The following is a 15,492-nucleotide window of genomic DNA, read 5'->3' as shown; positions in this document are numbered from 1 at the left end:
CAAGTGACAGGTAGTCAGTGAGCGTAGCGTAGTCACCTCCCCTGCAACTTGAAGTATGACGAATATAAAAAATAAATACTCCCTGCGAATTGGCAGAGAGTATTTTTCAAATATCATTTTTAAAATTAAGCTGTTAACGGTGGAAACCAAATCGCCTGCTGACCACTAATCAAGCGCTCTTGATTAATCCATGTATAGGGGGCAGGTACTTGTGCTTGTAACCTAACATCCGCTGCATCACGCTCAGCCGTCAAGGTTGGCGTTAGTACTACGGGTTCTGGCCCATAAATTGCTGCTGACGTAAAATCACGATCATGTCGGCCGCCACATACCACCCATAGCTGATTTAACGTCGCGATAGCATAGGGTATAAAATCAGCACGCCCAGTCGGTGGGTTATCAACAGAGAATAAATGGCTTTCGATTTCAACACGTAAATCACTCGGTAGCCCCGCAGGAGCTGCAATGATATCGGCACGTAACGTGCTGTATAAGCCACCGAGTTCTGGAACTTCTAATTCATGGGCCGCAGCTAATGCAATGCGCCCAATTGGTGTTGATGTCACGCTAACTGCATTACCCGCACTCGCCCAGCCTTTATCGCGTTCATTAAGATGTGTTACACGATATCTTGCTAAAATTTCTCCCGCAGGCCCTGCCAATACAACGGTATGATATAACTTATCGACGTCGATCTCAGGGTAGCTACCCACGACATATCCCTTACCAGCGGCGGCGATCTTGGTAATAGTTTGTTCAAACGTTCCGCCTTGTTTCTCTGCATGTGTCAGTAAAACGTTTGGATCATTGGTGTATGGCAATGCAGATAATTCAGGCAGTACCAACAGCTCATTTTCACCCACGGTGGCAGTATCAAGACTAGATGTTGATTTATCCCATTGGGCTGCAATCAATGTTGTTTGCACTTTTGTGGTCGTTGCATTGATATCCGTTGGGCTGCGGTGGAAAGCCAATGTCGGGAAATACAATTCAGGGCGACGTTTTGCCAGCAATGCTTCTCGCTGTTTGTCGGCCTCATCAAGAGAGATAGTCGCACAGAAAATACCGTTCAAGCCTGGCTCTAATTCAAGCGGGCTTAAAACTGGCGATTGTGCCACTTTATGACCCGAAGGCGCCCATACACTTGAACCACCGTTATAGTACAGTTGCCCATGAGTAATTGGATTGGTTTCAATACCACTGCGTGTTGCACAAACGACCCATGCACCATTAAATGCACTCATATGCTGCACATGAGCAACCGTGGAGTGATCCCCTAGCATCTCAGCAGGTGTCGCATTCGGCATCATACGGTCAGAAACTGAGTGCCAACCAATGATCTGCGCGCCTTCTAACGCTGCCAAACGTACATATTGCCAATAGGTATCGTCGTAACAAATTAATAATGCAATACGGCCAATTGGCGTATTAAACGTTTTCACTCCTGTATTACCCGGCGCAAACACTTTTTGGTCTTGGGAGTTCAAACCTATTTTACGATATTTACCAATAATACCTTCTGGACCCATCAATACCGCTGAGTTATAGGCTAATCCAGTATCCGTATCGCGTTCAGCAATACCAACGCTCATATACATACCCGTACGTGCGAGTATCGGTAAGATCGCCGCCGTTGTTTTGCCGGGTATGGTGTCGAGATAAGGTGCCAATTCCGCAGAATCAGAAAATAAATAGCCGCTCACTGCCGTTTCAGGGAATACCGCATAGTCGACCCCTTGCTCTGCAACTTTTTCCGCCGCCTCAGCTAAGCGACGAATATTGCCATCTAAATCTCCCCAAGCAGGGACAAAATCAACAGCGGCAACTTTACTGCTTTTTTTAATTATTACATTGTCCATATTATTAACCCTTAATATAAATAGGCAAATAATGGATGAGCAAAACCCGCTCATCATTATTATTGATAAGATATTGATGTGTCTGATTGGGTTATTTAATAATCTTTATACTCGATAATAATTCGTGTTGCAGATAGGCTGGGAGCACAACGGAATACAGCTCCCTACCTTAACTAAAAACCTGCAATTAGAAATATGTCGAATATAATTAAATAACTTTTTTATCTTTCATATTTGCTATTTGTTGATCGCTATAACCCAGCTCTTTAAGTATTTCATTATTATGTTCCCCCAAAAGTGGCGCACTTTTAATTTCAGGCGTAAACGATGAAAACTTCATTGGACAGCCGACAGTCAAATAATGCCCACGTAATGGTTGTTCGACTTCAACAATGGACCCACTGCCTCGTAAAGAGGGATCATCAACTAACTCTTTCATACTTAATACTGCGGAACATGGCACACCGAACTGATCGAAATAGTCGGTTAATTCATGCTTATCTTTATCTTTAGCAATTTCTTCGATGGCATCCCAAACATCTTGGATATGGCTAGCTCTTGCTTCTGTCGTGACAAAAGCAGGATCCGTTTTCCATTCAGGTTTACCAATTGCATCACAGGTATTTTCCCAATTATGATCTTGGTTAATAAAATAAATATAAGCATTGGGGTCGGTATCACTGCCTTTGCATTTCAGCATCGTACCCGGTTGTCCACCTCCACTTGCATTACCACCACGTGGAACGGCATCACCAAAAGTTCCATTAGGATATTGCGGGTACTCTTCTAAAAAACCCAACTTTTCGAGTCGTTGTTGGTCGCGTAATTTAACGCGGCAAAGATTCAATACCGCGTCTTGCATTGACATGGTCACGCGTTGCCCTTTACCCGTTTTTTCTCGTTGTAATAATGCAGCCAGTAGACCAATCAGTAGGTGCATACCTGTATTGCTATCCCCTAAAGCAGCCGAACTCACAACAGGTGGACCATCAGGGAAACCCGTTGTCGATGCTGAACCACCCGCTGCTTGTGCCACATTTTCATACGCTTTGACATCTGCATAAGGTGAATTTTCATTAAACCCTTTAATCGAGCCAAAGATCAGTCGCGGGTTAAGTTGCTGAATGATTTCCCACGTAAACCCCATATGATCAATCGCCCCCGGATGGAAGTTTTCAACCAGTACATCGGCTTGGCGGATCAGCTTTTCCATCACCTCTTTGCCTTCCGGCGTTTTGGTATTCAGTTCTAAGGAACGTTTATTACTGTTCAGCATGGTGAAATAAAGCGCATCTACATCTGGAATATCTCTAAGTTGACTGCGTGTCACATCACCAATACCCGGTCGCTCAATTTTTATGACGTCAGCACCGAACCACGCTAACATTTGGGTACAAGATGGCCCTGATTGAACGCCAGTAAAATCCAGTACTCGAATACCATCTAATGGAAGAGGAAAAGCCATAATCACTCCTTAATTTGCTGGCGATATGAAACCTATTAAATGCTTCACATCGGCCGATTTATGCGACTAAACGTGCGATATAAATCCACAATGGCGCCGCAATAATGAAACCCATCACACTGACCGCTAATGATGCGGTTCCTGTTCGGGTATACACATTAAATCGGCTCGCAATAATGGTTCCTGAGAATGCAGGTGGAAGCGCACCGGCTAATACCATCATTTGTAATTGTGTCGATTCCATATGGAATAATAGTCCAGCAATTAACATTAAACCTGGCATTAAAATCAGCTTCAGCATGGTGTTATAAATAATCTCACCATCGAATTCGAATTTATTTGCTGCCAATGTCAGTCCTGCTGCGAATACCGCCACCCCAGAGTTCGCTTTAGCAATTAAGTCGAATGTTGGATCCCAAACATCAGGAATTTTAATTCCGACGAGGACTAAAACGGTCGCTAATATTGGTGACCAAACAACGGGCTCTTTAAAGGCAGAAATAAGCGCACTCATACCACCGCCGCCTTTTTGCCCATTAGCGCTACCTGGGTTAAGTAAAAATAGGCCTATTGGGATAGTAATTGCGTTAACGATAATTGAAATAATCGCAACCACTAGGCCGGTAGAAACCGTATCACCATAGATAGGATCTAAGACCGCGAAGCCAAGAAAACCAATCGTTGGTGAACCAGCAATTAAGGCACAAACTGCGGCTTCTGGGCGCGAATGTTTAAAGAATTTTTTACAGCTAAAGAATGTGAAAAAGAAACACAGCAGCAGAACAACTAATGAAATAATCGTGAGTTTCATGTCAGCAAAAATCATGTCGCGATTTGCACGAACTAATGAAACAAATAATGCCGCCGGTAATGCGTAGTTTAATACTAGTTTATTAAATGCTTTTGCTTGGTCATTAGTAAATACGTTACGTCGACCACTCACGTATCCTAATACCATAATGATAATTATGGGCAATAAATCGCTCATAAATATCTTGAACATAAAATCCGTCATTAGACTCACCTTTTTTGGGCAAAAAGCGTCCTAATGCCACTTATTAACTAAGTGGCATTACGTTTTTATTTAATTGAAAAGGTTGTTTAGTTTTTGACAACCGATTTAGGATTTAAATTACCTATGTGACCACTTTCAGTGCCTACCGCAGGGTCAATCACCACATTAATCAATGTTGGTTGGCCCGAAGTAAGACCTGCTTTTAAAGCCTGTTGGATTTCATCAGGTGTGGTTGCGTTATAACCAATACCGCCGAAAGCCTCGATCATCTTGTCATAACGAGCGCCCTTCATGAACACGGTTGGACATGGGTCACTGTCACCATGCAAGTTAACGCCATCACCACGGTAAATACCGCCATTATTGAAAATCAAGATAGTTACTGGCAGCTTATAACGGCAAATAGTTTCAATTTCCATGCCACTAAAGCCAAACGCACTATCACCTTCAATTGCGACTACAGGTTTGCCACTGGTTACCGCTGCGCCCACTGCGTAGCCCATACCAATTCCCATCACACCCCAAGTACCACAGTCTAAACGCTGACGTGGTTTATACATATCGATGATATTTCGTCCATTATCGAGGGTGTTTGCCCCTTCGTTCACAACATACACATCTTTGTGATCGACCAGCACATCACGAATAGCACGCAGCGCGTTGAAATAATTCAATGGTGAAGTATCAGTATTCAGCTTAGCGGCCATTTTTTCGCTATTCACTTTTTTGATATCATCGATACCCGCCATCCAGTCACTCGGGGACTTAACTGGGGTTGATTTCAAGCCAGCAAGTAACGCTTCAATACTTGAATAGATGTCACCAACAATAGGCGCGGCAATTGGACGGTTGCTATCAATCTCTGTTGGCTCGATATCTAACTGAATAAATTGTGTTTCTGTTGACCAATGCTTACCTTTACCATGATCGAGCAGCCAATTCAGACGTGCTCCCATGAGCACTACCACGTCTGCATTTGATAATGCATGAGAGCGTGCAGCTGCCGCTGATTGTGGATGATCATCAGGCAATAGCCCTTTCGCCATTGACATTGGTAAATAAGGAATACCTGTTGTTTCAATAAATTGACGAATATTTTCATCTGCTTGTGCGTAAGCCGCACCTTTACCTAAAATAATCAACGGGCGTTTTGCCGCCGCCAATAATTTAAGGGCTTTATCGACTGATTCGGGTGCTGGTAACTGACGAGGTGCAGGATCTTCCACAGTAAAAATGGTTTTATCTGCTTCATCTTTATCCATTACGGCAGCAAGTACTTCTGTAGTTAAATCAAGGTACACGCCTCCCGGACGACCTGAAACAGAAGCACGAATAGCGCGAGCTAAAGCAATACCGAGGTCTTCTGGTTTATTCACTCGATATGACGCCTTAACAAAAGGTTTCGCGGTATTCATTTGATCCAACTCTTCATAATCACCTTGTTGCAGGTCGATAATGGCTCTATCGCTAGAACCACTAATTTGGATCATTGGAAAACCGTTAGTCGTTGCATTGGCTAACGCCACCATGCCATTTAAAAAACCGGGGGCAGATACTGTTAAACAAATGCCAGGTTTTTGGGTTAAATAACCGCTAATAGCTGCTGCGTTACCCGCTGATTGTTCATGACGAAAGCCAATATAACGAATGCCTTCTGCCTGCGCGTGACGCGCCATATCGGTGACAGGGATCCCCACAACACCATAAATTGTGTCGATGCCATTCTTTTTCAGTGCATCAACGATAATATGCATTCCATCGGTCAAGTTTTGTGTTTGATCGGTCGACATGTCCACCTCATAAAAATGTAAATCGTGTGGAGGGAGCTTCAATAAAGCTCCCTAATAGAGAATTAAATTGCTTTATTAGTACGCATAGATGCAATTTGCTCTGCGCTATAGCCCAATTCAGTTAATACTTCATCTGTATGTTCACCTAACAACGGTGCACTCTTAATTTCAGGGGTAAATGAAGAAAACTTCATTGGGCAGCCCACAGTGAGGTAAGTACCACGTTTTGGCTGCTCAACTTCCACAATACTACCGCTATCACGCAATGACTGATCACGTGCAATCTCACGCATACTTAGTACAGGTGCACAAGGCACACCATATTTGCTCAAATACTCAACGGCTTCGTGTTTGTCTTTATCCGCTAAGAATTTTTCAATTTCAGCAAAAATATCAAAGATATGTGGCTGACGAGCTTGTGGAGTGCTGTATGCGGGATCCGTGGCCCACTCAGGCTTGCCGATCGCCACACAAGTTTGTTCCCAGTCTTGCTCTTGAATAGTGAAATAAATGTAAGCGTTCGGGTCAGTTTCCCAGCCTTTACATTTTAGGATCCAGCCCGGTTGACCACCGCCACCAGCGTTACCACCACGAGGCACTGCATCACCAAATTTACCGTTTGGATATTGCGGGTACTCTTCGAGATAACCCACTTTTTCTAAACGTTGTTGGTCACGTAATTTGACTCGACAAAGATTCAATACCGCATCTTGCATCGACATGGTCACGCGTTGCCCTTTACCCGTTTTTTCACGATGTAATAACGCGGCCAATAAACCAATCAGCAAATGCATACCGGTATTACTGTCACCAAGGGCTGCTGCACTGACTAATGGTGGGCCATCCCAAAAACCTGTCGTTGAAGCCGCACCACCCGCAGCCTGAGCAACGTTTTCATACGCTTTAACATCTGCATAAGGTGAATTTTCATCAAATCCTTTAATCGAGCCAAAAATCAAGCGTGGGTTAAGTTCTTGAATATGTTCCCAAGTAAACCCCATATGGTCGATAGCACCTGGATGGAAGTTTTCAACCAGCACATCGGCTTGCTTGATCAAACGTTCCATGACTTCCTTGCCTTCTGGTGTTTTAGTATTCAATTCAACAGAGCGCTTATTGCTGTTCAGCATGGTAAAATAAAGCGCATCTGCATCAGGAATATCTCTTAGCTGATTACGGGTGACATCCCCCACACCGGGGCGTTCAATTTTAATTACATCAGCACCGAACCACGCTAACATTTGGGTACAAGATGGCCCTGACTGTACACCGGTGAAATCGAGTACTTTGATACCTTGTAAAGGAAGATCCATGAATTACCTCATTATTTAGCTGTCGTAAATGGAATTAAATATTTATTTAGCTGCGGTGAACGTCATTTCAAAAAGGATAATTTTTATTAGAATATTTCTTATTAAGAAATAATGATTTACACCGTTATAATAAATATCTCACTTAATGTCTAGAAAGCTAATATATTGAAGTTCAATTATTTAATTATTCTAATCTAGTAATATTTAGAGGTTATTAATATTTTATTCATTCACTAATCGAGCATACTGCTATTGAATTATTCTAAAAATGGCATTATTGATTGTTCTGATATGATAATTTAAAATCCAATTAAGAAAGTCTTATTTAAACCATCCTTTTAAAATCCCATAATATGAGCATCTATAAACGATCAACAACAAAAAAAAATACCCTTATAAATCAAAATAACGTAATTTAAGGAGCATCTTTAAATGATGAATATTTAAATTCTACTCAACAATAAACACATTATTATTGAATAGCATTCAAATATTATTTATTTGAAGTTAAACACAACAATATTCCGTAATTACCTCGTAAAAGGACTATGCCAAATCGACTCCAGAAAATTAATTATTATAATTAAGTAATAATAAAATGATTTTATATATCTTTATTGCATTATATTCTAGGCACAGCCAAGTGATAATTAAACGAATTACTAGGTGTAATGAGTCACTCGTGAACCTGAAATCAGCATACCTTAACAAAAAATACGACAACGTGAAGAATGGCGCGTAATGAATATTAAAAAACCCACAAGCAATATTGCCTGTGGGTTGATAACTAGTTAACAATTAAAGAATTTAGTTCTTCTCTTGTTGCTGCTGTTTCTCTTTTTCGACGATTTCACGATACCAACGTGGATGATGTTTCTTCGCCCAGCCACGTGTTACCCAACCTTCGACCATCGCGCGAACTGAACCTTTCACCCAAATTGCGGCATAAGCATGCACCACAATCATGATGATTAACGCAATCGCAGACAGAGAGTGCACCATAATCGCTGCACGGTAAATTGGGATAGAGAAAAAGTCAGCGAAGTAAGGACGCCACATGATCACACCACTTACCGCCAACAGCAGTAAACAGATAGTCACCACCCAATACACCCCTTTCTGACCAAGGTTATATTGCCCAACGTCACCTGCTTCTTCATTCTTCAGGACTTTACCGATATTTTTCGCCCACTTAATATCTTCTTTGTTGATAAAGTTATGGTGAAAATAACGGAAAAACATAAAGATAAACAACAGGAACATCGCCGTACCGACAAATGGATGCAGGATCCTAGCCAGTTGTGGTGTGCCCAAAATGTTCATAAACCAGTTGAGTGATGGGAAGAAAAACCCCAACCCACTAATGGCAGTGAACAAAAAGCAAATCACAACCGCCCAGTGATTGATCCTTTCAATCGGCTTATGGCGAATAATTTTTTCATTATCCTGCGGTATCATTTTTGATCCTCCCCTTCAACTGACTTTGAAGTCTCAGAAGTTGTTGAGTCCTGAATATCTTTCAGAGCCTCTTCTTCTTCCTTCTTGGAGACGCGGTTCGGACCAATACCCACATAGTGGAAGATGGCCGCCGCAAAAGTTGCAGCAAAACCAACCGCTGCTAACGGCTTCCAGATACCTTTCCAGAAAGTGACTGTCGGGCTAATGGTTGGGTTTTCTGGCAAGCCATGATACAACTGAGGCTTATCAGCGTGATGTAGAACATACATCACGTGTGTACCACCAACGCCTTCAGGATCATACAGACCCGCGTTGTTGTAACCGCGTGTTTTCAGTTCAGTCACACGATCAGTTGCCAGCGCTGTCATATCCTCTTTGGTACCAAAGTGGATAGCCCCTGTTGGGCAGGTTTTCACGCACGCAGGCTCTTGACCAACTTCAACCCTATCGACACACAGCGTACACTTGTATGCACGGTTATCTTCTTGGTTGATACGTGGCACGTTGAACGGACAACCCGCAATACAATAACCACAACCAATACAATGCTCTGATTGGAAGTCAACAATACCGTTTTTGTACTGAACAATTGCGCCTTCTGATGGGCAAGCTTTTAAGCAGCCGGGATCATAGCAGTGCATGCAGCCGTCTTTACGGATCAGCCACTCGAACTTGCCATTTTCTTCCACTTCAGAGAAACGCATGACAGTCCATGACTTAGCGGTTAAATCAGTTGGGTTATCATAAACCCCAACGTTTGTACCGATCTTGTCACGAATATCGTTCCATTCAGAACAGGCAACCTGACACGCTTTACAGCCGATACACGTTGTTACGTCGATCAGCTTCGCCACTTCTTCCTTATAGTCCCGTACTTGCGCTGGGGGCGTCAGGGAATTGGTGGCGGAACGACGAATAATGTCCTGTGATTGCATTGACATAATTTATCTCCTTACACCTTTTCCACATTCACAAGGAATGACTTAAATTCAGGCGTTTGCGTGTTGGCATCACCCACATATGGTGTCAGTGTGTTAGCAATAAAGCCTTTCACTGCTAAACCTTCAAAGCCCCAGTGGATAGGGATACCAATGGTATCAATATCTTTACCGTCGACTTTCAACGTATGAATACGTTTTGTGACCACTGCTTTCGCTTTAATGTAGCCACGTTTAGAGCTGACCTTCACCATATCACCTTGTTTAATGCCTTTTTCTGCCGCTAAGCGATCACCGATTTCGATAAATTGCTGAGGCTGAATAATGGCATTCAACAATGCGTGTTTTGTCCAATAGTGGAAATGTTCCGTTAAGCGATAAGTTGTTCCCACATAAGGGAATTCTGTCGCTTTACCCATTTGCGCCCAGTCATCTTTAAACACGCGCGCCGCAGGGTTAGAAACCACATTTGGATGCAATGGGTTAGTATCAAGCGGTGTTTCTATCGGTTCATAGTGTTCAGGGAATGGACCTTCAGCCATTTTATCCAGTGCAAACAAACGACCCATACCTTCAGGTTGCATGATGAACGGATGAACACCACTACCCGGAGGAGCGTTGCTATAGTCAGGTACATCCATACCAATCCACTTGCTACCATCCCATTCAAGGATTTGGCGACGCGGATCCCATGGTTTACCCATTGGGTCAGCAGATGCACGGTTATAGATAACACGACGGTTCAATGGCCATGCCCACGCCCAGCCAAGTGTGTTACCCAGACCTGTTGGGTCAGAGTTATCACGACGAGCCATCTGGTTACCTTTCGGTGTCCAGCTACCAGTAAAGATCCAACAACCACTTGATGTTGTACCATCATCACGTAATTGAGCAAATGAGCTCAACAGTTCGCCTTTCTTCACAATGACATTGCCATCAGCGTCTTTCAGATCGACTAAAGCATAACCATTGCTTTCTTGGGCAACTTCTTCCGGTGTTGGATTATCACGGTCGAGATAGTTCCATGTCATGTTTAGAACTGGCTCTGGCGTTTCTCCACCCTCTGTTTCATACAGCTGACGTATACGATGATAGATACCAGACAGAATTTCACCATCACTGATGGCTTCACCTGGGGCATCCGCACCTTTCCAGTGCCATTGCAACCAACGTGCTGAGTTAACAATCGAACCATTTTCTTCTGCAAAGCAGCATGATGGTAGGCGGAAAACCGTAGTTTGGATCTCAGCAGGATCCACTTCGTTTATCTCACCATGGTTTTGCCAGAAGTTAGCCGTTTCCGTATTCAGTGGGTCAATCGTGATCAAGAATTTCAGCTTAGACAGTGATTTTGCCACTTTGTTTTTATTCGGGAATGAGGCTAATGGGTTAAAGCCTTGGCAGATATAGCCATTCACTTCACCTTTATCCATCATTTCGAAGTAACGCAACACATCGTATCCCTGATCCCATTTAGGCAACCAGTCAAAGCCCCAGTTATTTTCTTTCTGCGCTTTATCACCATAGAAAGTTTTCATCATGCTGACGAAAAATTTCGGGTAATTACCCCAATAGTTCACCTGACCTGGTTGGGTCATTTTCGGTGTATTGGCCGCTAAATAACTTTCAAGTGTGGTTTGTTTATCCGATGGTAGGGTCATATAACCCGGTAAGCTTTGTGATAGCAAACCTAAGTCGGTCAGACCTTGAATATTCGAGTGGCCACGCAGTGCGTTCACACCGCCACCTAGCATCCCCATATTACCAAGCAGTAACTGGATCATTGCCATAGTACGGATGTTTTGCGCACCAATGGTATGTTGCGTCCAGCCAAGTGCATAAAGGAATGATGCCGTTTTGTCTTTAGCACTCGTTTCTGCAATGTACTCACAGACTTGTAGGAAGTCTTCAATTGGCGTACCACAGATGTTATTCACCACTTCTGGCGTATAACGGCTAACGTGTTCTTTCAGTAGATTCAACACGCAACGAGGGTGAGTCAAAGTTGGATCGCGTAATGCGAAGCCATTCTCATCCATCTCGTAGTTCCACGTGGTTTTATCGTACTGACGTTTTTCAGCATCGTAGCCTGTAAATAGACCATCATCAAAACCGTAATCTTCACGGATAATAAGGCTAGCGTTGGTATAAGCTTCGACGTATTCCTGCTGGATTTTTTTGTTATCCAGTAGGTATTTGATCACACCTGATAAAAAGGCAATATCAGTCCCTGAACGGATAGGCGTGTAGAAATCCGCCACCGCCGCTGTACGGGTAAAGCGTGGATCAATAACAATCAATTTAGCTTTATTATGGATTTTAGCTTCCATCGCCCAGCGGAAACCAACTGGATGCGCTTCTGCCGCATTACCACCCATAACGACTACAAGGTTGGCATTTTTAATATCAACCCAGTGGTTGGTCATCGCACCGCGACCAAATGTTGGAGCAAGACTTGCTACCGTTGGTCCGTGTCAGACACGCGCTTGGTTATCCACGGCAAGCATGCCGAGGGCGCGACTAAATTTTTGGGTTACAAAACCGGTTTCATTACTCGCTGCTGATGCACATAGCATACCCGTGGTCAGCCAGCGGTTAACCGTTACACCATCTTCATTTTGTTTAATAAAGTTAGCATCACGGTCTTCTTTCATCAGCTTAGCGATGCGATCAAACGCTTCGTTCCAAGTGATGCGTTTCCATTCGTTAGTACCTGGTTCGCGTACTTCAGGGTATTTGAGTCGACTTTCACTGTGAATGAAATCGATAAGTCCTGCACCTTTCGGGCAGAGTGCGCCGCGGTTTACCGGATGATCCGGGTCTCCTTCGATATGAAAAATGCTTTCTTTTGCATTCTTCGCTCCATCACCTAGGCTGTACATTAACAGCCCACAGCCGACAGAGCAGTATGTGCAGGTATTTCGGGTTTCTTTCGCACGCAGTAATTTATACTGACGTGTCGACGCTAACGCAGTTGAGGGTGCAAAACCCAGCGCTGCTGCCGTTGTACCAGCCATACCGCCAGCGCAGATCTTAAAGAACTGCCTTCTGCTGACTTGCATGGGGATCTCCTCATTTACATTGCTCTTGTTTACCTACTGAATATCTTAAATATCAATACTCAGGTAAACTGTTCTTATTCAACGTCTTCCGTATCGTATTCAGGTTCATTGCCTGAGAATGGTGTAAATTCTTTTTACCCATAATGAATATTATGTATCATTAGTGCTAGGAATTCATCTAATGCATGAAACAAATAACACGAAACAGTCAAAATCTCTCAAAATGATTGGTGCAAATCACACAAGCGTGCAACAAAAAGGCAACCTTCAACAGCCTGTCAATGACTGGGTTGCAGAAGAATTACCTGTCGCATTGGTCTATAACGGTATATCCCATGTCGTAATGATGGCAACACCAAAAGATTTACAGGATTTTGCGGTTGGCTTTTCATTATCCGAAGGGATCATACAGTCAGGGCAAGAAATTCGCGGGATTGATATTGTCCAAGGTTGTCATCGTGGTATTGAAATTCATATCGAATTATCCAGCCGCCGTTTTATGGGTTTGAAAGAGCGCAGACGCAATCTTGCAGGCAGAACAGGTTGTGGTATCTGCGGGACAGAGCAGCTCGATGAAATTTTCAAACCTATTATGCCTTTGCCTTTTACCCAAACATTTTCACTCAGCTACCTTGACCATGCTTTAACAGAATTAAAAAAAGTTCAAGAAATCGGTGCTATTACCGGCTGTACCCATGCCGCCGCATGGATTTCCCCCACAGGCGAGTTAGTTGGCGGCTGTGAAGATGTCGGCCGTCATGTGGCACTTGATAAACTATTAGGCATGAAGCATCGCCAAAACTGGCAGCAAGGCGCCGTATTAGTTTCTAGTCGTGCAAGTTATGAGATGGTGCAAAAAGCGGCAAGCTGCGGCGCAGAAATATTATTTGCAGTTTCTGCGGCTACCTCACTGGCAATTGAAGTGGCTGAAAAATCAAACCTCACATTGGTGGGCTTTTGCCGCCAAGGAAAAGCCACCGTATTCACACATTCAAGTCGGATAATTGATTAATCGTTATCCATGCTCCAATGGGTGTATCATCCACAAATTCGGTTCGATATACTCAATCCATTGTTTTTCAAAATCAACAGAAACAGGTACAAGTGCGCTAGGCACTACATATTGACCTGACTGCATAAAACGCATACCTGTCCATGACTCCCACTGTTCAATAGTGCCTTCTATCACCATTGAACGGTATATTGGCCATAAAATTTTACCACCTAGTCGCCAATGTGTGCGGATCCATGGATCAAATGGCTCACCCTTTTCATTTTTCCAAGCACAATAATCATCGAATGATTGCAATGGATAACAATGTTTGAGCGTTGGGCGAACAGGTACGACAACGGCTTTTGCACCATAGTTCATCGCCGCTTTTTTCAACGCGCTAATTAACAATTCGGGTATGTGATACCCACGATATTTAGGTTCAACCGTGACTGATAACGCTGAAACATAGCGGGTATCCCCTTGTTTGTTCTCAATCGCAAAGTTAAAAATATCATCCCAACCAAACTCTTTTAGCTTAGTCAGATCACTATCAGCCCATTGAAAAGGCACAGCTTTAATTACCCCAATAACCGTTTCTTTCCCCTTAACCGTTGTGGCGGCTAAAAATTGGAAATGATTCATTGGTTCTTGATAGAGTTGTTCCCAATACTCATCGGGAACTGCGGTTTCACACATGAATTGTGGCCATAAGGCGTCTAACAGCACCTCCGACTGTTCGATCAAATCAGGGCGCTGTACAAAGCTATAAATGTTTATCGTCGTGATATCGTTCATTAATTTAGACCTGATATTCATATTAATCAGTATTGTAATAAGTAATCAGGAATAGAGCTTAACGAAATATTAAACTTTCGTTATTTGCTACTTTTTTTACTCTAAAAATAAACCAATGAATTTAATAAGAATATTCCGACCACAATATAAGAATTTGAATTTATTGATTTAATTAGCAAAACAAAATCAATCAATTGATTTTGATCTGTTAATTGTGATGCAGATCACATTAATTTATTAATGCTGGTATTATGCCGGTTACGCCTAACTAGACTTCAAATGACTTTCAAACAACAGGAGATAGTCATGAAGCATTTATTGTTAGGTATCTCTCTGATTTGTTAGTCATTTTTCACCACCTATGCTGTAGCGAATGATTCTGGCGCTGATATTTAAGCGGTTATTAATTCCATTACAGGCGCTGATATCAGTATAGATGTTGATATTCCCGTGTTTCCTAGTCTGAATCTTTGATAATCATTTATCCTTATAGGAGATGGTCCATGAAAAACTTACTGTTAGGTCTATCAATACTTTGCTCTTCTGTTTTCGCAACCTATGCTGCGGCAGATGATATCGATGTTTGTCTCCAAGCAGTCGTTGATCCGATTACAGGCGCTGTTATCTGTTTAGACATTGATTTGCCAGATTTACCTGTTCTGCCAGGTCTGCCACTTTAATCATTGTTTACAGATATAGAGTAAAGACTCCACATATCATCGAGATAATACCGATCAGTCAAGACAGATAATCGGTCAACAAAACTCGTGATAAATAACCATAGCCTCATCAAATTTTTGATG

General features: G+C 42.8%; 11 protein-coding genes. 2 read left to right on the top strand and 9 right to left on the bottom strand.

What is annotated here, in order from left to right; translation table 11 throughout:
* Positions 1 to 125: 125 nt before the first annotated feature.
* The 8 genes from SC428_RS17665 to fdnG form a co-directional block, all read right to left on the bottom strand.
* The gene (locus SC428_RS17665) at positions 126 to 1,859 is read right to left on the bottom strand and encodes a nitrilase-related carbon-nitrogen hydrolase (RefSeq protein ID WP_070929855.1); all 1,734 of its coding nucleotides are present in this window, start codon (positions 1,857 to 1,859) and stop codon (positions 126 to 128) included.
* A gap of 208 nt (positions 1,860 to 2,067) precedes the next feature.
* Positions 2,068 to 3,324, bottom strand: coding sequence for a formyl-CoA transferase (gene frc, locus SC428_RS17660; protein WP_070929854.1), 1,257 nt, complete (start codon positions 3,322 to 3,324; stop codon positions 2,068 to 2,070).
* A 58-nt stretch (positions 3,325 to 3,382) separates the two neighbouring features.
* Positions 3,383 to 4,327: a transporter YfdV gene (yfdV, locus tag SC428_RS17655; protein ID WP_139158727.1), complete on the bottom strand. Its 945-nt coding sequence runs from the start codon at positions 4,325 to 4,327 to the stop codon at positions 3,383 to 3,385.
* Positions 4,328 to 4,425: 98 nt separating this feature from the next.
* Positions 4,426 to 6,129, bottom strand: coding sequence for an oxalyl-CoA decarboxylase (gene oxc / locus SC428_RS17650; protein ID WP_070929852.1), 1,704 nt, complete (start codon positions 6,127 to 6,129; stop codon positions 4,426 to 4,428).
* 62 nt (positions 6,130 to 6,191) lie between these two features.
* On the bottom strand, positions 6,192 to 7,442 hold the full coding sequence (gene frc, locus SC428_RS17645) for a formyl-CoA transferase (RefSeq protein ID WP_070929851.1): 1,251 nt from the start codon (positions 7,440 to 7,442) through the stop codon (positions 6,192 to 6,194).
* A gap of 807 nt (positions 7,443 to 8,249) precedes the next feature.
* Positions 8,250 to 8,900, bottom strand: coding sequence for a formate dehydrogenase cytochrome b556 subunit (gene fdoI, locus SC428_RS17640; RefSeq protein WP_070929850.1), 651 nt, complete (start codon positions 8,898 to 8,900; stop codon positions 8,250 to 8,252).
* Entirely contained in the window at positions 8,897 to 9,841 is a 945-nt protein-coding gene (fdxH, locus tag SC428_RS17635; RefSeq protein WP_318709329.1) for a formate dehydrogenase subunit beta, read from the bottom strand. Before fdxH ends, fdoI begins: the two co-directional genes overlap by 4 nt.
* A gap of 11 nt (positions 9,842 to 9,852) precedes the next feature.
* Positions 9,853 to 12,900 carry a formate dehydrogenase-N subunit alpha gene (gene fdnG / locus SC428_RS17630; RefSeq protein ID WP_139158723.1) on the bottom strand — a complete coding sequence of 1,016 codons (3,048 nt, stop codon included), beginning with the start codon at positions 12,898 to 12,900 and terminating at the stop codon, positions 9,853 to 9,855.
* A 181-nt stretch (positions 12,901 to 13,081) separates the two neighbouring features.
* Between fdnG and fdhD the strand changes: the two genes are divergently transcribed.
* Positions 13,082 to 13,912, top strand: a complete 831-nt coding sequence (gene fdhD / locus SC428_RS17625; protein ID WP_070929846.1) for a formate dehydrogenase accessory sulfurtransferase FdhD — start codon at positions 13,082 to 13,084, stop codon at positions 13,910 to 13,912.
* Positions 13,913 to 13,915: 3 nt separating this feature from the next.
* Here the strand turns inward: fdhD and SC428_RS17620 are convergent, their stop codons facing one another.
* Entirely contained in the window at positions 13,916 to 14,689 is a 774-nt protein-coding gene (locus SC428_RS17620) for a transferase (protein ID WP_140179902.1), read from the bottom strand.
* A 503-nt stretch (positions 14,690 to 15,192) separates the two neighbouring features.
* Between SC428_RS17620 and SC428_RS17615 the strand changes: the two genes are divergently transcribed.
* Positions 15,193 to 15,369 (top strand): hypothetical protein, encoded by a 177-nt coding sequence (locus SC428_RS17615; RefSeq protein WP_318709324.1) that lies wholly within the window; start codon positions 15,193 to 15,195, stop codon positions 15,367 to 15,369.
* The last annotated feature ends 123 nt before the right edge of the window (positions 15,370 to 15,492 follow it).

Source organism: Providencia sp. 2023EL-00965 (assembly GCF_033550225.1).
In the GTDB taxonomy this organism is placed as follows: Bacteria; Pseudomonadota; Gammaproteobacteria; order Enterobacterales; family Enterobacteriaceae; genus Providencia; species Providencia manganoxydans.
This window is presented reverse-complemented; position numbering and strand designations above follow the sequence as displayed.